Origin of the sequence: Pseudomonas azerbaijanoccidentalis (assembly GCF_019145495.1) — a bacterium.
Classification (GTDB): Bacteria; Pseudomonadota; Gammaproteobacteria; order Pseudomonadales; family Pseudomonadaceae; genus Aquipseudomonas; species Aquipseudomonas azerbaijanoccidentalis.
In genome coordinates, this window is sequence record NZ_JAHSTU010000007.1 from 183,293 (window position 1) to 201,832 (window position 18,540).

Here is an 18,540-nt window from a genome sequence, read left to right on the forward strand (position 1 = left end):
GCGTCTGGTCATCCGCCATCGCGGGCAAGCCCGCTCCCACAGTGATCGCGTTGAACACAGCATTTTGTATACGCCACTGAACTTGTGGGAGCGGGCTTGCCCGCGATGGGGTCGACACGGTCTTAAGTACGGTACTCGGCGTTGATTTTCACGTACTCGTGGGACAGGTCGGTGGTCCAGATGGTTTCGCTGCAATCACCGCGACCCAGCTCGATACGGATGGTGATTTCTTCTTGCTGCATCACCGCCGCGCCCTGCGCTTCGGTGTAAGTCGCCGCACGCGCACCACGGCTGGCAATGCACACGTCGCCGAGGAACACGTCGATCTTGCTCACGTCGAGGTTCGGCACACCGGCTCGGCCTACGGCGGCCAGGATGCGGCCCCAGTTCGGGTCGGAGGCGAACAGTGCAGTCTTGATCAACGGCGAGTGCGCCACGGTGTAACCGACGTCCAGGCATTCCTGATGATTACCGCCACCGTTGACTTCAACGGTCACGAACTTGGTGGCGCCTTCGCCGTCACGCACGATGGCCTGGGCCACGTCCATGCACACTTCGAACACCGCTTGCTTCAACTTGGCGAACAGCTCGCCTTCGGCGCGGGTGATTTCCGGCAATGCTGCCTGACCGGTAGCGATCAGCATGCAGCAGTCGTTGGTGGAGGTGTCACCGTCGATGGTGATGCGGTTGAACGACTTGTTGGCGCCGTCCAGCATCAGGTTTTGCAGCACGTCGCGGGCGACTTTGGCATCGGTGGCGATGTAGCCGAGCATGGTCGCCATGTTCGGACGAATCATGCCCGCACCTTTACTGATGCCGGTGACGGTGATGGTCACGCCGTCGTGCTGGAACTGGCGGCTGGCACCTTTTGGCAGGGTGTCAGTGGTCATGATGCCGGTGGCGGCCGCTTCCCAGTTGTTGACCGACAGATCGTCGAGGGCCGCTTGCAGCGCGCCTTCGATTTTCTCGACCGGCAATGGCTCGCCGATCACACCGGTGGAGTACGGCAGCACCTGGCTGGCGTCTACGCCGGTCAGTTCGGCCAGTTTGGCGCAGGTGCGTTCGGCAGCCGCCAGGCCTGGCTCGCCGGTACCGGCGTTGGCATTGCCGGTGTTGGTCAGCAGGTAACGCACCGGACCTTGCACGCGCTGCTTGGCGAGAATCACCGGCGCTGCGCAGAAAGCGTTCAGGGTGAATACGCCCGCCACTGTGGAGCCTTCGGCACAGCGCATGACCACGACATCCTTGCGCCCCGGGCGCTTGATACCGGCCGAGGCGATACCGAGTTCAAAACCGGCAACCGGGTGCAACGTTGGCAAAGGACCAAGACCAACAGCCATGAATGCGCTCCTAACTAGATGATTTCAGCACCGCTCGGCAGGAGCAGTGGTTTAAATGGCAAAACGCCGCGACGGCACAGGCCGGTCGCGGCGCGGGTATTTCAGCGTTTGTAACGGGTTTTACTGGATCTGCCCGTGGCAATGCTTGAACTTCTTGCCCGAACCGCAGTAGCACAGCTCGTTGCGGCCCAGCTTCTGCTCGTTGCGAACCGGTGCGGTGGCGAGGGCAACATCGACCTCTTCACCCAACACTTCCGGCTGCTCCAGGCCAGGAGCCTCTTCGTGCAGGAACTGCATGCGCGCCGCCAGTGCTTCGGCTTCCTGACGCAGGCGTGCTTCTTCTTCGGCCGGATCTTCGCGGCGAACCTGAACGTGCGACAGCACACGGATCGAATCGCGCTTGATCGAATCCAGCAGCTCGGAGAACAGCGTGAACGACTCGCGCTTGTATTCCTGCTTCGGGTTCTTCTGGGCATAGCCACGCAAGTGGATGCCGTGACGCAAGTGGTCCATGGTCGACAGGTGGTCTTTCCACAGATCGTCCAGTACGCGCAGAACGATTTGCTTCTCGAAGGTGCGCAGCGCTTCGGCGCCCGCCTGGTCTTCTTTCTCGTTGTAGGCGGCGATCAGTTCCTGCATCAGTTTTTCGCGCAGGGTTTCTTCGTACAGGTGATCGTCTTCGTCGAGCCATTGCTGGATCGGCAACGCTACACCGAAATCGCTCTGCAAGGTGGCTTCCAGACCGGCCACGTCCCACTGCTCAGGCAACGACTGCGGTGGAATGTGCGCACTGACGGTGGCGTCGAGCACGTCCTGACGGAAGTCAGCGATGGTCTCCCCGATGTTGTCGGCGGCCAGCAACGTGTTACGCATGTGATAGATCACTTTACGCTGTTCGTTGTTGACGTCGTCGAATTCAAGCAGTTGCTTACGAATGTCGAAGTTGCGGCCTTCAACCTTGCGCTGAGCCTTTTCGATGGCGTTGGTCACCATGCGGTGCTCGATCGCTTCGCCAGGCTGCATGCCCAGGGCTTTCATGAAGTTCTTCACCCGGTCAGAGGCAAAGATGCGCATCAGGCTGTCTTCCAGCGACAGGTAGAAACGGCTGGAACCGGCGTCGCCCTGACGACCGGCACGACCACGCAGCTGGTTGTCGATACGGCGCGATTCGTGACGCTCGGAGGCAATCACCTGCAAACCGCCCGACTCGAGCACTTGCTGGTGACGCTTCTGCCAGTCAGCCTTGATCTGGGCGATCTGCTCAGGCGTCGGGTTTTCCAGGGAAGCCACTTCCACTTCCCAGTTACCGCCCAACAGGATGTCGGTACCACGACCGGCCATGTTGGTGGCGATGGTCAGTGCGCCTGGGCGACCGGCCTGGGCGATGATCTCGGCTTCCTTTTCGTGGAACTTGGCGTTCAGAACCTTGTGTTCGATGCCTTCCTTCACGAGCAGGCTGGACATGTGCTCGGAGGTTTCGATGGTCGCGGTACCCACCAGAACCGGACGGCCGGCAGCCATGCTTTCCTTGATGTCGGCCACGATCGCGGCGTATTTCTCGTCGGCGGTCAGGAACACCAGGTCGTTGTAGTCCTTACGGGCCAACGGCTTGTTCGGTGGAATGACCATGACCTGCAGGCCATAGATCTGGTGGAACTCGAACGCTTCGGTGTCGGCCGTACCGGTCATGCCGGACAGTTTGTTGTACAGACGGAAGTAGTTCTGGAACGTGGTCGATGCCAGGGTCTGGCTCTCGGCCTGGATGTTCAGGTGTTCCTTGGCTTCGATGGCCTGGTGCAGGCCTTCGGACAAGCGACGGCCCGGCATGGTGCGACCGGTGTGTTCGTCGACCAGTACGACCTGACCGTCCTGCACGATGTATTCAACGTTGCGGTGGAACAGTTTGTGCGCACGCAGCCCGGCGTAAACGTGAGTCAGCAGGCTCAGGTTGTGTGCCGAGTACAGGCTCTCGCCTTCAGCCAGCAGGCCGATGCGGGTCAGCGTTTCTTCGACGAACTGGTGACCGGCTTCGTTGAGTTCGACCTGGCGGGTCTTCTCGTCAACGGTGTAGTGGCCGGCCTTGGTGACTTCGCCTTCTACTTCTTCGACGTGCAATTCCAGCTGCGGGATCAGTTTGTTGATCTCGATGTACAGCTTGGAGCTGTCCTCGGCCTGACCGGAAATGATCAGCGGGGTACGGGCTTCGTCGATGAGGATGGAGTCGACTTCGTCGATCACGGCAAAATTGAGTTCGCGCTGGAATTTTTCTTCCATGCTGAACGCCATGTTGTCGCGCAGGTAATCGAAACCGAATTCGTTGTTGGTGCCGTAGGTGATGTCGGCGGAATAGGCCGCGCGCTTCTCTTCCGGCGGCTGGAACGGCGTGACAACGCCGACCGTCAGGCCGAGGAATTCATACAGCGGACGCATCCAGTTGGCGTCACGACGGGCCAGGTAATCGTTCACCGTCACAACGTGCACGCCCTTGCCGGACAGTGCGTTGAGGTAAACGCCCAGTGTTGCCACCAGGGTCTTGCCTTCACCGGTCCGCATTTCGGCGATCTTGCCTTCATGCAAGGTCATGCCGCCGATCAGCTGAACATCGAAGTGGCGCATACCCATGACGCGCTTACCGGCTTCGCGGGCGACCGCAAAGGCTTCTGGCAGCAGCTTGTCGAGGGTTTCCCCTTTGGCGATGCGGGCCTTGAACTCGTCTGTCTTGGCACGCAATTGATCGTCCGAAAGGGCCACCATTTGCTCTTCGAAGGCATTGACGAGTTGCACCGTCTTGAGCATGCGTTTGACTTCACGCTCGTTCTTGCTTCCAAAAAGTTTCTTTAACAAAGGCGCAAACATATCGGCAGGATCTTCCACACTAAAGGGATGGAGGGCGGCCCCGTGAGTCGCCCGTGCAGCCCTTATGGCCGCATGCGAACGAGTATTCTACCCGGAAACGGTGTTGAGGAAAGTGGCGATATTCCACGATGCTGGCACTGCGCTTTGACGGGGCTCACTTAAAATAAGGGCGTTTTGCTCAACTTCAACCCGTTCAGGCAAGAAGTTAGTTGTTGATTTAATGGGTAAAGCATCCACAAAAGCAATGGGCGAGTGCATTCGGTGCTTTCTGCTACCATGGCGGCTCTGTTACTTCAGGTGTCTGATCATGGCATTTCGCCCTCTTACGGCCAGAGCACCCGCCGTTCTCCTTCGCGAAGCCAAGCCGCTCAAAGCCATTCTCGGCCACGCTCAACGCCTGGGTCATCTGCAACGCCTGCTGGAAAGCCAACTGCAACCCGCCGCTCGTGAGCATTGCCATGTGGCGTCCTGGCGCGAAGGCAGTTTGCTGCTGATTGTTACGGATGGCCATTGGGCCACTCGCCTGCGCTACCAGCAAAAACGCCTGCAACGGCAACTGCAGATGTTCGACGAATTCGCCAGCCTCACGCGCATTCTGTTCAAGGTTCAGCCGCCGACCGTTCAGCAAGGTGCGGCCGGGCATACCATGGATTTGTCGAATGACGCGGCAGCGACCATTCAGGCGACGGCCGACGGGATCAGTGATCCGAACCTGCGGGCGGCGCTGGAGCGATTGGCGGCGCACGCCAAGACCAAGAACTAGAAACAAGATCAAAAGATCAAAAGATCAAAAGATCGCAGCCTGCGGCAGCTCCTACGTGGAAATGCGATTCCCTGTAGGCGCTGCCGCAGGCTGCGATCTTTGCTTTTAACGACGCTTGTTGCCACCTAATAAAGAACCCATCAATCCGCGCACCAATTGTCGACCTATCTGATTCGCCGCCTGTTGCATCGCCGACTTCAGCGCCTTCCCTGCCGCTGTGCCGAGAAACTCTCCAGCCTGTTCGGTGAAACTCGGCTCTGCCGGTTTGCCAGGTGCGGCTTCGGGTTCTGGCGCCAAACCCTTGCGCCCCATCAGCACTTCATAAGCCGACTCGCGATCAATCGGTTTGTCGTAACGCCCCTTACACGGCGAACCGGCGATCAGCAGCGTTCGTTCGGCCTCGCTCAACGGTCCGATCCGCGACTGTGGCGGCGCCACCAGCACGCGCTGGACCATTTCCGGCGTGCCCTTTTCCTGCAACGTGCCGACCAGCGCCTCACCAATTCCCAACTCAGTCAGCACCGACAACGCGTCGAACGCCGGGTTGGGCCGGAAACCGTCGGCCACCGCCCGCAGGGATTTCTGCTCCTTGGCGGTGAACGCGCGCAAGCCGTGCTGGACGCGCAAGCCAAGCTGCGCCAGCACATCGTCCGGCAGGTCGCCCGGCGATTGGGTCACGAAGTACACGCCGACGCCTTTCGAGCGAATCAGCCGCACCACTTGTTCCAGGCGATCCTGCAACGCCTTGGGCGTGCCGGCGAACAACAAATGCGCTTCGTCAAAAAATAGCGCCAGCAGCGGTTTGTCCGAATCGCCGCGCTCCGGCAATTGTTCGAACAGCTCGGCCAGCAGCCACAACAGGAACGTCGCATAAACCTTCGGCGCTTCATGCACCAGCCGACTGGCGTCCAGTAAATGAATGCGCCCACGGCCATCGACCGTCGGCTGCAAAATGTCTTCAAGCTGCAACGCCGGCTCACCGAACAGTGCCTCGGCGCCCTGCTGTTCGAGCGTCGCCAGACGCCGCAATAGCGCCTGGCTGGAACCGGTGGTCATCAGCGCCGCATCATCACCGAGCAGTTCCGGGTGGTCCTTGAGGTGATTGAGCAGTGCCTTCAAGTCTTTGAGGTCCAGCAACAGCAAGCCTTCACGGTCCGCGACCTTGAACGCCGCGTAGAGCGCCGATTGCTGGCTGTCTGTCAGCTCCAACAGGCTGCCCAACAGCAACGGCCCCATTTCGCTCAAGGTTGTGCGTAATGGATGACCGGTCTGACCGTGAATGTCCCACAAGGTCACCGGATAAGCCTGAGGCTTGTGGTTAAGCCAGGACATCCCGGCGATTCGCTCGGCAATCTTGCCTTGAGGATTGCCGGCAGCCCCCAGACCACAAAGATCGCCCTTGATATCCGCGGCAAACACCGCGACACCGGCATCGCTGAAGGCTTCGGCCATGCGTTGCAAGGTGACGGTCTTGCCGGTACCGGTAGCGCCTGCGATCAAACCGTGACGGTTCGCCAGGCGCATGGCCTGAGCGATCGGCTGCCCGGCGAGATCAGCGCCGATAACGAGTTGCAATGAATCGTGCATTTTGCCACCTATGGTTAAGCTTTCATCAATCACGGCCGATAGGAAAAGCGAGTGTTGGTAATCCGCTAGGGCGAGGACGGAATTATCACCATGGGTTCAACCGCGCCCCGATGCATGCATTTATAAAAGCATGCCATGGGCATTAAGACCTTATCGGAACTCCAAGCCATGAATAAAAATTTGCGCTTTAGCCATAAGATCCTGCTCGCTGCCGCCCTTATCGTCACTCTCACCTTCGCCTCATTCACGTTGTACAACGACTATATGCAACGCGGTGCCATCCGCAAGGATCTGGATAACTACCTGCAAGAAATGGGTAGCGTGACTGCCAACAACATCCAGACTTGGCTGAACGGTCGTAGCCTGCTGATCGAAAACCTGACCCAAAACATCGCGCTGAACACGGATATGGGCAACATCACCCAACTGCTCGAGCAGAATGTGATGGCTACGGCCTTTGTGGCGGCATTTCTCGGTAGCAGCGAGGGCAATTTTATCATCCGCCCGGACGCCAACATGCCAGCGGACTTCGATCCCCGCATGCGCGATTGGTACAAGAGCGCCCAACGCACCAACGCCCCGGTACTGACCGAACCCTATGTCGATGTCGGCACCGGCAAACTGGTGGTTTCCATCGTCCAGAATGTGTTCGAAGAGGGTCTACACATCGGCGCAGTCGGTGGAGACCTGAGTCTGCAAATGATCACCGACACCCTCAACGAGCTGGACTTTGGGGGAATGGGTTATGCCTTCCTCGTCAGCGCCGATGGCAAGATTCTGGTGCACCCGGATACAACGCTGGCAATGAAATCGCTGGCCGAGGCTTACCCGAAGGAGACGCCGTTCATCAGCAGCGACTTCAGTGAAGTCAATGTCGATGGCAAAACCCACATCGTCACATTTACCCCGATCAAGGGGCTTTCTTCAGTCAATTGGTACATCGGGCTGTCGGTGGATAAAGACAAAGCCTTCTCGATGCTCAGTCAATTCCGTTATTCGGCGATCATTGCGACGGTCATCGCCGTGGCCATTATCATCGCCCTGCTGGGTGTGCTGATTCGCGTCCTCATCCAGCCGCTGCACATCATGACTCGTGCGATGGAAGGTATCGCCGACGGTGAGGGCGACCTGACCAAACGCCTGACCATCCAGAACCGTGACGAGTTCGGCATGCTCGGCACCGCGTTCAACCGTTTCGTAGAACGCATTCATGGGTCGATCCGTGAAGTGTCCTCGGCCACTGAACAGGTCAACGAAGTCGCCTTGCGTGTGGTAACGGCTTCCAACTCGTCGATACACAACTCAGACCAGCAAGCCTCGCGCACCAGCAGCGTGGCCGCCGCGATCAACCAGCTCGCCGCCGCCGCTCAGGAAATCGCCCGCAACGCCGCCCAAGCGTCGAACCAGGCCAGTGACGCCCGCAGCCTGGCCGAAGATGGCCAGCAAGTGGTGGATCGCAGCATTGTCGCGATGAATCAGCTGTCGAGCATGCTCAGCGCGTCGAGCCGCAACATCGAGTCGCTGAACAGCAAGACCGTGAACATCGGGCAGATTCTCGAAGTGATCACCAGCATTTCCCAGCAGACCAATTTGCTGGCGCTCAATGCCGCCATCGAAGCGGCGCGGGCCGGCGAAGCCGGACGCGGGTTTGCGGTGGTGGCCGATGAAGTGCGCAATCTCGCGCACCGCACCCAGGAGTCGGCGCAACAGGTGCAGACCATGATCGAGGAGCTGCAAGTCGGTGCCCGCGAATCGGTCAGCACCATGAGCGACAGCCAGCGCCACAGCCAGGACAGCGTCGACATCGCCAACCTGGCGGGCGAGCGCCTGTGCAGCGTGACCCAGCGCATCGGTGAAATCGACAGCATGAACCAGTCGGTGGCGACCGCTACCGAGGAACAGACGGCGGTGGTTAAGTCGATCAACGTCGACATCACCGAAATCAATACGCTGAACCAGGAAGGCGTGGAAAACCTGCAATCGACGTTGCGGGCGTGTTCGGATCTGGAGCAGCAGGCGTCGCGCCTTAAACAGTTGGTGGGTAGTTTCAGGATCTAAGGTGCTGCCACTGGCACAATCGCTAGCAGGCTAGCTCCCACAGGGGATTTGTGAACGCCACAGATCAAATGTGGGAGCCAGCCTGCTGGCGATGGCGATCTGACCAACACCACCAAACCTCCACTGATAGCGCACCCTCCAAACCCCAACCGAACATCTATTCTTCATTAAGGTCAACCAAGGAGAGCAACGGACCGGAGGAATGTTCATCGTGCATATCGCTGACATAACCATGTTCTACGCCCCTGCCAGCGGTGGCGTGCGCACTTATCTGGATGCCAAACATCATCGCCTGTGCACCAGGCCCGGTACTCGCCACAGTTTGCTGATCCCCGGGGCGGTTTTCAGTGAACAGAATGGCGTCTATACCGTTCCGGCTCCCGCCCTGCCCTTCGGCAAGGGCTATCGATTCCCGCTGCGTCTGGCCCCTTGGCGCAACGTCCTGCACGACCTGCAACCCGAACTGATCGAGGTCGGCGATCCTTACCTCACGGCGTGGGCAGCCCTGGACGCACGGCGGCAACTGGATGTGCCGGTGATCGGTTTTTATCACTCGGACCTGCCGCTGCTGGCGAGCAACCGCATGGGCAACTGGGTGACCACCAACGTCGAAGCCTATGTCAGCAAGCTCTATGGCAACTTCGACCGGGTTCTGGCGCCCAGCCAGGTCATGGCAGACAAGCTGACCGGCCTTGGGGTGAAGAACGTGTTCGTCCAGCCTTTGGGCGTCGACTTGCACACCTTCCATCCCGACGCCGGTGACCCGGGCCTGCGGGCCGAACTGGGTCTGGACGAAAACACCCACCTGCTGATTTTTGCCGGGCGTGGTTCCAAGGAAAAAAACCTGCCGGTACTGCTGCAGTGCATGAAACGCCTGGGGCGGCGTTATCACTTGCTGTTGGTCGGTTCGTCGATGCCCACTTCGGTGCCAGGTAATGTCACTGTGATCGATGAGTTCTGCCCCGCCACGCAAGTCGCACGCCTGATGGCCAGCGCCGACGCGTTGCTGCATGCCGGTGACCAGGAGACCTTCGGCCTGGTGATCCTCGAAGCCATGGCCAGCGGCATTCCGGTGGTGGCGGTGGCGGCTGGCGCCTTTCAGGAAATCGTCACTGAACAATGCGGCCTGCTGTGTGCACCGAACGATCCGCAAGCGATGGCCAACGCCGTTCGCGACCTGTTCGCGCAAGGCAGCGCGGCTCTCGGCCGGCAGGCGCGACGGCATGCCGAGCAGCACTACGCCTGGGATACGGTGGTCAACAGCTTGCTCGGCCACTATCACGCCGTACTCGGCAGCCAATGGCCGCGAGTGGCCAATGGCTGAGCCCATGAGCACGCCCAGCCTGTTACTGGTGCTGCACGATGTCGCACCGCAAACCTGGGCCGATTACCAGCCTTTTGTCGAAGCCGTGGATGCGCTTGGCAACGTCCCCATCACTTGGCTAGTGGTGCCGGACTTCCACAAACGCAACCACTTGGAAGCCCATCCGGATTTTCGCCAACAGCTTTGCCAGCGACTCGAGCGTGGCGATGAACTGGCATTGCACGGCTTTTTTCATTGCGATGACGGATCGCCGGCGAATAATCCGCGGGACTGGTTCATGCGCCGGATCTACACCCACGAAGGGGAGTTTTACAGCCTGTCCCGGGAGGCTGCCCTCGCCCGTCTGCACGAAGGTATTGCCATGTTTGAGCGTTACCACTGGCCGCTGCATGGCTTTGTCGCACCAGCCTGGTTGATGAGTGAAGGCACACGACAGGCGTTACGCCAATTGCCCTTGAGCTACACCAGCGACCCACAACACCTTTACCGGCTACCGGACTTCAGCGCAGTCGACGCGCCCGGGCTGGTCTGGAGTGCGCGCAGCGCTTGGCGTCGCGGTGTATCCAGATTCGTCAGCGATCAGCGCGAACAACGCTGGCGCCAGGCACCTGTGATTCGGTTGGGCCTGCACCCGGTGGACATGCGCCATGAGTTCTCGCGGACCTACTGGCTGCAAACACTCAAGCGCTTGCTTGAACACGGGCGAACGCCGATGACCAAGGCAGCATGGCTGGCCCTGCTACGTCAGGACGCGGAGCGCGCCGCATGAGTCGCGGGATCTTGTTGGCGATCGGCCTGCTCGCGGCGGTGCTGATTCCCTGGTTGTTGGGCGGCAGCGAAACCTGGTCGCGATTGAGCGGTTTTCCGCTGAGTGCATTGTTGGTCATGCTCGGCATGATCATGTTGTGCTGGCTGTTGAATACCCTGCGTTTGCGCCTGTTACTGGGGGATCAGCGCCACAAGGTCAGCCCCGTGAAAAGCCTCGGCGTGGTCATGGCCGCCGAATTTGCCTACTGCGCCACGCCCGGCGGCAGCGGCGGGCCGCTGACCATCATGGCCCTGCTCGGGCGCAACGGCGTGCGTCCGGCCAGAAGCAGCGCCGTGTTCGCCATGGACCAGTTGAGTGATTTGTTGTTTTTTCTCTGTGCGCTGATCGGGATTCTGATTTATGCGCTGTTTCAGCACCTGAGCCAGCGCATGGAGTGGTTGTTGATCGTCAGTGCTGTCTCGATGTTTGGCGGTTTGATCAGTTGCGTGCTGGTGGCTCGGTATCACCGCCTGCTGATACGTCTGAGCGGCCGAATGCTGGCCCGTCTCAATGTCCAGACCACTACCCGGATGCGCTGGGCGCGAAAACTCCTGCATTTTCTGGCGGCGTTTACCGACACGCTGAAGCTGCCCTTTCAGACGTTGATCACAGTGTTTGGTTTGACCTGCCTGCATTGGATCTTGCGCTACAGCGTGTTGTATTTAGCGCTGCGCGGACTGGGCGCTGACTTGCAATGGGCCTGGAGTTTCCTGATCCAGATGCTCTCGCTGAGTGCGGGGCAATTCAGTCTGTTACCGGGCGGGGCCGGAGCGGCAGAGCTGACGTCAGCGGCGCTGTTGGCGCCCATGGTGGGGAAATCCACGGCGGCGGCCGCGATTCTGATCTGGCGGGCAGTGACTTATTACTTTTACTTGCTGGTCGGCGGGCCGGTGTTTTTGCTGATGCTTGGACGACCGCTGCTCAAGAAGCTGATGAAATTGAAACAGGCATAAAAAGATCGCAGCCTTCGGCATCTCCCACAGTTTCAAATTCCATGCAGGAGCTGCCGAAGGCTGCGATCTTTTCAAGGCTCATTGGATTTTTCGGGTTCTTGCTGTAACTGTTCCCATAACTCGGCTGCTCCGGGGAACTCCGTGCCATCCTCCGGGCTCATGTCATCCGGGTCGTAGCGGCTCAAACAGCCCTCCCCCAACGTGGCGGGTGCCTTGGAAGTGGCTTTGTCCAGTGGATCGGCCATGGTCATGTCCTCTGTGCAGAAACGGCGAAGGGCCTGAAGCGATTGAACGCCCAGGCCCTTCGAATTTCAACCGTGTCGTGCGCTGATCAGAACACGACAGTCTTGTTGCCGTGCACCAGCACCCGGTCTTCCAAGTGATAACGCAGACCGCGCGCCAGCACCATTTTCTCGACGTCACGGCCGAAACGCACCATGTCTTCAATGCTGTCGCTGTGGCTGACACGCACCACGTCCTGCTCGATGATCGGGCCGGCGTCCAGCTCTTCGGTCACGTAGTGGCAGGTCGCGCCGATCAGTTTCACACCGCGCATCGAAGCCTGGTGATACGGCTTGGCACCGACGAACGACGGCAGGAAGCTGTGGTGAATGTTGATGACTTTGTGTGCATATTCGTTGCACAACTGCGGCGGCAGGATCTGCATGTAGCGGGCAAGGACCACGACTTCGGCATCGTGCTGTTTGACCAGGCGCGACACTTCGGCGAAGGCCGGCTCCTTGTCCTGTGGATTAACCGGCACGTGGTAGTAAGGAATGCCGTGCCATTCAACCATGCTGCGCAAGTCATCGTGGTTGGAGATCACACACGCGATTTCACAGTCCAGCTCATCGCTGTGCCAGCGATGGAGCAAGTCGGCGAGGCAGTGTGATTCGCGGCTGGCCATCAAGACCACGCGCTTCTTCTGCTCGGTATCGGTGATGCGCCAGTCCATCGAGAACTCTTCGGCAATCGGCGCAAACGCTTCGCGCAAGGCTTCGATACCGAAAGGCAGCGAGTCGGCACGAATCTCGTGACGCATGAAGAACCAGCCACTGAGATTGTCAGAGTGGTGGCTCGCTTCAGTGATCCAGCCGTTATGTGACGCCAGAAAGTTACTGACTTTAGCAACGATGCCGACGCGGTCGGGGCAAGAAATCACCAGCCGAAAAGTGCGCATGGGGGGAAAACTCCAGAACTTCGCAAAGGCGGCCATTCTAGCGATTGCGCAGCAAAACTGCAGTATTGATGATGGGCTGCGCTGCCAGGAGGTTGGCGACGCGGTTGCGGCTCAGGCATCCGACCCGCGCTTCAGCAGTGTAGTTAGCCGTCTACAAGCACTCGTTTGTAAATATCTGTAGCGAATGCTTCAAACTATTTAACTGCATCAAAAATGTGTAGCGGATTCCCGGCAATTTAATTAAATAAACCCGCTTTAATGTTTACTTGATGAAACACCCTGACTATTATTGCCGCACTGTCCCCCTGCCATCCTGCGACACACATAAGGTAGTAATCATGTCCTTGATCAACGAATATCGCGCCACCGAAGAAGCTATCAAAGAGCTGCAAGCCCGTTTGAAGAACCTGTCCCAAGACGACAAACTGCAAACCGAGCTGGAATTCGAAGGCAAACTGCGCACCCTGATGGGCGAATACTCCAAGTCCCTGCGTGACATCATTGCTTTGCTGGACCCAGAATCCAAAACCAAGGCTCCACGCGGCGGCGCAGTAAAAACTACCGGCACCAAGCGTGCTCGCAAAGTTAAACAATACAAAAACCCGCACAACGGCGAAGTCATCGAAACCAAAGGTGGCAACCACAAGACTCTGAAAGAGTGGAAAGCCAAGTGGGGCGGTGACGTGGTTGAAGGCTGGGCTACCCTGCTGGGCTAAGCCGCCAGGTCTGTCACAGTTAATTCTGCGACAAAAAATAACGCCAGCTTATCGCTGGCGTTTTTTTTATGCCCGGAGTTCAGGGCCGGGTATTTTCGATTTCAAAGATTCAAACGTTTGCGCAACCCCTCAACATGTTGCTGCCATTCACTGAGTACCTGTTGCTGAAACGCTGTCGCAGTAACAGCCCATTGGGCTGCGGCCTCTAGGAAACTATCCAGGGTATTGGGTGCGCCCCACTCAGGGTCTGACAAGCGCTTCTGACAGAATATTCGCCAGCGCTCTTGCTCTTCAAAACTCAGCGTTTCGGGAAAGTTGCGGGCGCGATATCGAAACAATAATTCGGGCAAACGTTCATCATCGAAAGGCCATTGCTCTTGTGCTAATTGAACGGGGTCGACGCTGCGTACTTGTTCACATAGACGCCGATCACGGTCACCGATAAAACCATCGTATAACTGTTGTTCAGGGTCGTGGCTGACAGCAAAATCCTCGCGGGCATAAATGGCCGCAACTTTATCCAGCCAGACTTGCTGCGCGTCACTTAGCCGCAGTGCACGCTGCTGATACAGCGACATATCCAGCCCGAGACGTTGCTGATCTTCAGGACGAAGTACCGACAGCGGTGCCACAACGGGGCATTTATTGATATGAATGAGCTTGAGCGGCACCGGCAACTCACCCTCGGCCAAATCCTCGCGACGGGTATACAAGCGCTGGCGCAGGGCATCGGCATCCAGATCGAGCAAGCCCTGCGGGTCGAGATGCAGGTCGCAGACAATCAGCGCATTCTTGTTGCGCGGATGCCAGGCCAACGGCATCACCACCCCCACAAAGTTGCGCGCCGCTGAAAAACGCCCGGAAATGTGCACCATCGGCTGCAACAGTCGAATCTGGTCCAGCACCTTTTGTTTGCTGCGCAACTTGAACAGCCACTCATAAAGTTTCGGCTGTTTTTCTCGGATCAACCGCGCCAGGGCAATGGTCGCGCGCACGTCCGACAGTGCTTCGTGGGCATTGCCGTGGTCGATGCCATTGGCGGCGGTCAGGCGTTCAAGCTTGAGTGTCACCCGCCCCTCGTCATCCGTCGGCCACACGATGCCGTCGGGGCGCAAGGCATACGCGGCACGCACCACGTCAATCAGGTCCCAACGGCTGTTGCCGCCCTGCCACTCCCGCGCATACGGGTCGAAAAAGTTGCGGTACAGGCTATAGCGGGTCATCTCGTCGTCGAAACGCAAGGTGTTGTACCCCGCGCCACACGTCCCCGGCGCCGCCAACTGGGCATGCACACGGGTCATGAAGTCGGCTTCGCTCAACCCTTGCGCAGCCAGATTGCCAGGGGTGATACCGGTGATCGCACAGGCGGCCGGGTGAGGCAAGATGTCGTCGCTGGGCTGGCAATAGAGGTTGACCGGCTCGTCTATTTCATTGAGATCGAAGTCAGTACGCAGCCCCGCCATTTGCAGGGGGCGGTCGCAACGGGGGTTGATGCCCGTCGTTTCATAGTCGTACCAGAAGATGGAGGTCACAGGCGTTTCCTGAACTGAAGATCGACGAAGTCTAGGCGCTCACGTCGTGTTGCGGCCAGCAATCTTGTGATTCAAACACCTCTGGTTACGCAAACCACCCTACATAGTTATGTCGTATTCCCCGGTGAGGCTGCTAGCATCGGGGAACGAGACAATCCCGATCAGGCCACATCATCAGGTTGCCCATGCTCGAGACCACAGCACTGCCAAGGAAAGCGACGCTGTCCCCGCCACTGGATACGCGGTATCAAGTTGAAACGCCTGAAGGCATCGACTTGCCGCTGCGGCCCGCCGGGCTGATGGTGCGTGCGCTGGCGTTCTCCGTCGACCTGGCCCTGCGCGGCCTGATCCTCGGCCTGCTGTTTATGGTGCTGGCGATGCTCGGGAAACTCGGCGCCGGCCTGGGCTCGCTGCTGATCTTCGGCGTGAGCTGGTGGTACATGGTTTTGTTCGAAGTGCTCAACCAGGGCCGCTCGCCGGGCAAGCAATGGATGGGCCTGCGAGTGGTGCAGGACGACGGCACACCGATCGGCTGGTCGGCCTCGCTGTTGCGCAACCTGCTGCGTTTTGTCGATCTGTTGCCGTTCGGCTATTTCCTCGGGGCCATCAGTTGCTTGCAGCACCCCGGCTTCAAACGCCTCGGCGATATCGCAGCCGGCACGCTGGTGATCTACCGCGAACAACCGCTCACCCGTCCACAATTGCCGCCCGCCCAGCCACGTCGTCCGGCTTTTACCCTGAGCCTGAGCGAACAACGCGCCATCCTCGGGTTCGCCGAACGCCAGGCCGAACTCTCCCCGGCCAGGGTCAATGAACTTGCCTCGATCCTCGCGCAACCGTTGCAGGTTCCAGCGCCACACGCCGTGGCCGAACTCAACGGCATCGCTCGCGGCTTGTTGGGCCCGGCATGAAGCAAAGCCTTTTCGAACATCGGCACATGGCCGAATGGGAACAGTTTTCCCTCACGCTGCAACGACTGGAGCGGGACAGGAGGGCCGATGGGGTCGGCAATTTCCCCGCCGATTACCGTCGCCTTTGCCAACATTTGGCGCTGGCTCGAGAGCGCGGCTACAGCAGCTTTCTGGTCGACTCGTTACAGCAACTGGTGCTGCGTGGTCATCAACAACTGTACCGCCACCGCAGTCGGCTTGGCGCCAACGTACTGGCCTTCATCCTTGCCGGGTTCCCTCGGCTGGTTCGCGAACAATGGCGGTTTGTGCTTGCTGCCAGCCTGATGTTTTTCGGCAGCCTGATCGGCATAGCGCTGCTGGTGTACCTGTTCCCGGACCTGATTTACAACCTGATCCCCGCCGAGCAAGTCAGCGAAATGCAAAGCATGTATGACCCCAACGCCGGCCACCTGGGCCGCTCGGCGGAACGCGCGGCTAGTGAAGACTGGGTGATGTTCGGCTACTACATCATGCACAACATCGGCATCGCCTTTCAGACCTTTGCCAGCGGCTTGCTGTTTGGCCTGGGCAGCGCGTTTTTCCTGTTGTTCAACGGTTTGATGATTGGCGCGGTGGCCGGTCACCTGACACACATCGGCTACGGCCAAACGTTCTGGTCGTTCGTGATTGGCCACGGGGCCTTCGAATTGACCGCCATCGCCCTGGCCGGAGCCGCCGGCCTGCAACTGGGCTGGGCATTGATTGCACCGGGTCGCCTGCCCCGCGCGGAAGCTTTGCGCCTGGCGGCGCGCAAGAGCGTGCTGCTGATTTGCGGGGTGATGTTGTTCCTGCTGATTGCGGCATTCATCGAGGCTTATTGGTCGTCGATGACCTCACCGACACCCATGACCAAATACCTGGTGGGCGTGGCGCTCTGGTTGTCGGTCGCGGTTTACCTGCTGTTTGCCGGACGGTTGCGTCATGCGCCTGAGTGACGCCAGTGTGGTGATCCGACCGCGCCCCACCTGGGAAGCCATGGACCTCGGCGTGCTGTTGAGCCAGCGCCATCGACGCTTGCTGATGACGAGTTGGGCGATCATCACCTTGCCGGTTTTTGCCTTGCTGAGCGGGCTGCTGTGGGAGTCGCCGTCCCTTGCGGTGTTCATCTTCTGGTGGCTGAAACCGGCCTTCGAGCGCCTGCCGCTGTATATCCTGTCCAAAGCCATGTTTGGCGAAACGCCCACGCTCAAACAAGCCCTTTGCCAATGGCCACGACTGCTCAGGCCGCAATTGTTGGCCAGCCTGACCTGGCGACGTTTTGGCATGAGCCGCAGCTTTTTGATGCCGGTGATGCAGCTTGAAGGCCTGAGCGGTGAGGCGCGCCAACAACGGATGCAGGTGCTGTTGCAGCGCGATGCCGGCGCGGCGCGATGGCTGACGGTGATTGGCGTGCACCTGGAAACCGCGCTGTGGATCGGTTTGATGGTGCTGTTCTACCTGCTGTTGCCGCAACAGGTCGCGCTCGACTGGAGCTGGCAATCGCTGATCACCGCGGCTACGCAGGACTGGCGCTGGCTGGAGCATCTGACCAATGCTTTCTATGCCCTGGTGCTGGTGCTGTGGGAACCGATTTATGTCGCCTGCGGCTTCAGCCTCTACCTGAACCGCCGCACCGTACTGGAAGCCTGGGATATCGAACTGGTGTTCCGCCGTTTGCGCCAGCGCTTGAATGGCACTGCCATTGCGCTCTTGATGGCAGCGATCCTGTTGACGCCGGTTGGCCACGACGCCTGGGCTGACGAAGCGGTCGCAAGCCCCGACAGTCCGCGATTACTGGAACAACCCCTGAACAGTCAGGCCTCCCGGGACAGCATCAAGGCGATCCTTGATCAACCACCGTTCAAGAACAAGGAAACGGTGATCCGCTATCGGTTTGGCGAAGACCAGGACAGTGCTGAAAACCCAAGCGACGACAAAACGCCAGCGTGGCTGAAGGCACTGTTCGGGCTGTTTGACAGTCAGCGTTTTGCTGCCCTGGCGACGCTGATCGAAACCTTGTTGTGGGGTGTGATGATCGCTGCCGTCGGTTTATTGATCTGGCATTACCGCAACGGGTTGCAGGCGTTGGTCAGCCGCCGCTCGGTTCGTGGCAAGAAAACCCTGCGACCTATGCCGCCACAGGCTTTCGGTCTGGACCTGAGCCGCGAGACCTTGCCCGCCGACATCGCCGCCAGCGCCGAAAATCTCTGGCTGAGCCATCCTCGGGAAGCGCTGGGTTTGCTCTATCGCGCCCTGCTCAGCCACTTGTTGCACGACTTTGGCATCGCACTCAAAGCCGCCGACACCGAAGGCCAGGTGCTGGAGCGGGTCGAGCGACTTCAACAACCGGCACTGCTGGCCTTCAGCAGAAAACTGACCGGGCATTGGCAGAACATGGCCTACGGGCATCGCCTGCCCGCCGCGCATTTACAGCGTGAGTTGTGTGACGGCTGGCGTGAACTGTTCGGCCCCGGAGCAGCGCATTGAACCGGCG

15 protein-coding genes and 1 pseudogene are annotated in these 18,540 nt (G+C 59.3%); 10 read left to right on the forward strand and 6 right to left on the reverse strand.

Annotated elements, in window-relative coordinates:
• Positions 1-122: 122 nt before the first annotated feature.
• Positions 123-1,340 carry a bifunctional glutamate N-acetyltransferase/amino-acid acetyltransferase ArgJ gene (argJ, locus tag KVG88_RS22105; RefSeq protein WP_217872763.1) on the reverse strand — a complete coding sequence of 406 codons (1,218 nt, stop codon included), beginning with the start codon at positions 1,338-1,340 and terminating at the stop codon, positions 123-125.
• 120 nt (positions 1,341-1,460) lie between these two features.
• The gene (gene secA / locus KVG88_RS22110) at positions 1,461-4,196 is read right to left on the reverse strand and encodes a preprotein translocase subunit SecA (RefSeq protein ID WP_150703026.1); all 2,736 of its coding nucleotides are present in this window, start codon (positions 4,194-4,196) and stop codon (positions 1,461-1,463) included.
• A 307-nt stretch (positions 4,197-4,503) separates the two neighbouring features.
• Between secA and KVG88_RS22115 the strand changes: the two genes are divergently transcribed.
• Positions 4,504-4,959: a DUF721 domain-containing protein gene (locus KVG88_RS22115; RefSeq protein ID WP_150703025.1), complete on the forward strand. Its 456-nt coding sequence runs from the start codon at positions 4,504-4,506 to the stop codon at positions 4,957-4,959.
• Positions 4,960-5,064: 105 nt separating this feature from the next.
• On the opposite strand, the gene KVG88_RS22120 is transcribed toward KVG88_RS22115, so the two are convergent.
• Positions 5,065-6,546, reverse strand: a complete 1,482-nt coding sequence (locus tag KVG88_RS22120) for a helicase HerA-like domain-containing protein (RefSeq protein ID WP_217872764.1) — start codon at positions 6,544-6,546, stop codon at positions 5,065-5,067.
• A gap of 312 nt (positions 6,547-6,858) precedes the next feature.
• Between KVG88_RS22120 and KVG88_RS31430 the strand changes: the two are divergent.
• The 5 genes and pseudogenes from KVG88_RS31430 to gpgF form a co-directional block, all read left to right on the forward strand.
• Positions 6,859-7,746: pseudogene (locus KVG88_RS31430) on the forward strand (HAMP domain-containing protein); the annotation flags it as partial.
• A gap of 132 nt (positions 7,747-7,878) precedes the next feature.
• The gene (locus KVG88_RS31435) at positions 7,879-8,604 is read left to right on the forward strand and encodes a methyl-accepting chemotaxis protein (RefSeq protein WP_437179962.1); all 726 of its coding nucleotides are present in this window, start codon (positions 7,879-7,881) and stop codon (positions 8,602-8,604) included.
• Positions 8,605-8,806: 202 nt separating this feature from the next.
• Positions 8,807-9,928, forward strand: coding sequence for an N-acetylglucosaminyl phosphatidylglycerol synthase (gene gpgS / locus KVG88_RS22130; protein ID WP_150703022.1), 1,122 nt, complete (start codon positions 8,807-8,809; stop codon positions 9,926-9,928).
• A complete protein-coding gene (gene gpgD, locus KVG88_RS22135; RefSeq protein WP_217872766.1) occupies positions 9,921-10,697 on the forward strand; it encodes an N-acetylglucosaminyl phosphatidylglycerol deacetylase in 777 nt (258 codons plus the stop codon). Before gpgS ends, gpgD begins: the two co-directional genes overlap by 8 nt.
• The gene (gene gpgF / locus KVG88_RS22140) at positions 10,694-11,689 is read left to right on the forward strand and encodes a glucosaminyl phosphatidylglycerol flippase (RefSeq protein WP_217872767.1); all 996 of its coding nucleotides are present in this window, start codon (positions 10,694-10,696) and stop codon (positions 11,687-11,689) included. The genes gpgD and gpgF overlap by 4 nt, the downstream gene beginning before the upstream one ends.
• A 71-nt stretch (positions 11,690-11,760) precedes the next feature.
• Here the strand turns inward: gpgF and KVG88_RS22145 are convergent, their stop codons facing one another.
• Together KVG88_RS22145 and purU are read right to left on the reverse strand one after the other, a co-directional pair.
• Entirely contained in the window at positions 11,761-11,934 is a 174-nt protein-coding gene (locus KVG88_RS22145; RefSeq protein ID WP_217872768.1) for a hypothetical protein, read from the reverse strand.
• Positions 11,935-12,020: 86 nt separating this feature from the next.
• On the reverse strand, positions 12,021-12,869 hold the full coding sequence (purU, locus tag KVG88_RS22150; RefSeq protein ID WP_150703019.1) for a formyltetrahydrofolate deformylase: 849 nt from the start codon (positions 12,867-12,869) through the stop codon (positions 12,021-12,023).
• Positions 12,870-13,207: 338 nt separating this feature from the next.
• On the opposite strand from purU, the gene mvaT reads away from it, so the two are divergent.
• Positions 13,208-13,585: a histone-like nucleoid-structuring protein MvaT gene (mvaT, locus tag KVG88_RS22155; RefSeq protein WP_007933316.1), complete on the forward strand. Its 378-nt coding sequence runs from the start codon at positions 13,208-13,210 to the stop codon at positions 13,583-13,585.
• A 101-nt stretch (positions 13,586-13,686) separates the two neighbouring features.
• Here mvaT and sbcB read toward each other — a convergent pair whose 3' ends face one another.
• On the reverse strand, positions 13,687-15,117 hold the full coding sequence (gene sbcB, locus KVG88_RS22160) for an exodeoxyribonuclease I (protein WP_150703017.1): 1,431 nt from the start codon (positions 15,115-15,117) through the stop codon (positions 13,687-13,689).
• Between the two features lie 185 nt (positions 15,118-15,302).
• On the opposite strand from sbcB, the gene KVG88_RS22165 reads away from it, so the two are divergent.
• The 3 genes from KVG88_RS22165 to KVG88_RS22175 are packed head-to-tail and all read left to right on the forward strand — an operon-like array spanning position 15,303 to position 18,533.
• Complete coding sequence (locus KVG88_RS22165; protein WP_217872769.1) at positions 15,303-16,028, forward strand: RDD family protein; 726 nt, start codon at positions 15,303-15,305, stop codon at positions 16,026-16,028.
• The gene (locus KVG88_RS22170; protein ID WP_217872770.1) at positions 16,025-17,002 is read left to right on the forward strand and encodes a stage II sporulation protein M; all 978 of its coding nucleotides are present in this window, start codon (positions 16,025-16,027) and stop codon (positions 17,000-17,002) included. Before KVG88_RS22165 ends, KVG88_RS22170 begins: the two co-directional genes overlap by 4 nt.
• On the forward strand, positions 16,989-18,533 hold the full coding sequence (locus tag KVG88_RS22175) for a DUF4129 domain-containing protein (protein ID WP_217872771.1): 1,545 nt from the start codon (positions 16,989-16,991) through the stop codon (positions 18,531-18,533). The genes KVG88_RS22170 and KVG88_RS22175 overlap by 14 nt, the downstream gene beginning before the upstream one ends.
• The last annotated feature ends 7 nt before the right edge of the window (positions 18,534-18,540 follow it).

Bases quoted from the DNA above. Each gene is read 5' to 3' on its own strand.
- argJ (WP_217872763.1), bottom strand. From the start codon at position 1,340: ATGGCTGTTGGTCTTGGTCCTTTGCCAACGTTGCACCCGGTTGCCGGT.
- secA (WP_150703026.1), bottom strand. From the start codon at position 4,196: ATGTTTGCGCCTTTGTTAAAGAAACTTTTTGGAAGCAAGAACGAGCGT.
- KVG88_RS22115 (WP_150703025.1), top strand. From the start codon at position 4,504: ATGGCATTTCGCCCTCTTACGGCCAGAGCACCCGCCGTTCTCCTTCGC.
- KVG88_RS22120 (WP_217872764.1), bottom strand. From the start codon at position 6,546: ATGCACGATTCATTGCAACTCGTTATCGGCGCTGATCTCGCCGGGCAG.
- gpgS (WP_150703022.1), top strand. From the start codon at position 8,807: ATGTTCATCGTGCATATCGCTGACATAACCATGTTCTACGCCCCTGCC.
- gpgD (WP_217872766.1), top strand. From the start codon at position 9,921: ATGGCTGAGCCCATGAGCACGCCCAGCCTGTTACTGGTGCTGCACGAT.
- gpgF (WP_217872767.1), top strand. From the start codon at position 10,694: ATGAGTCGCGGGATCTTGTTGGCGATCGGCCTGCTCGCGGCGGTGCTG.
- KVG88_RS22145 (WP_217872768.1), bottom strand. From the start codon at position 11,934: ATGGCCGATCCACTGGACAAAGCCACTTCCAAGGCACCCGCCACGTTG.
- purU (WP_150703019.1), bottom strand. From the start codon at position 12,869: ATGCGCACTTTTCGGCTGGTGATTTCTTGCCCCGACCGCGTCGGCATC.
- mvaT (WP_007933316.1), top strand. From the start codon at position 13,208: ATGTCCTTGATCAACGAATATCGCGCCACCGAAGAAGCTATCAAAGAG.
- KVG88_RS22165 (WP_217872769.1), top strand. From the start codon at position 15,303: ATGCTCGAGACCACAGCACTGCCAAGGAAAGCGACGCTGTCCCCGCCA.
- KVG88_RS22170 (WP_217872770.1), top strand. From the start codon at position 16,025: ATGAAGCAAAGCCTTTTCGAACATCGGCACATGGCCGAATGGGAACAG.
- KVG88_RS22175 (WP_217872771.1), top strand. From the start codon at position 16,989: ATGCGCCTGAGTGACGCCAGTGTGGTGATCCGACCGCGCCCCACCTGG.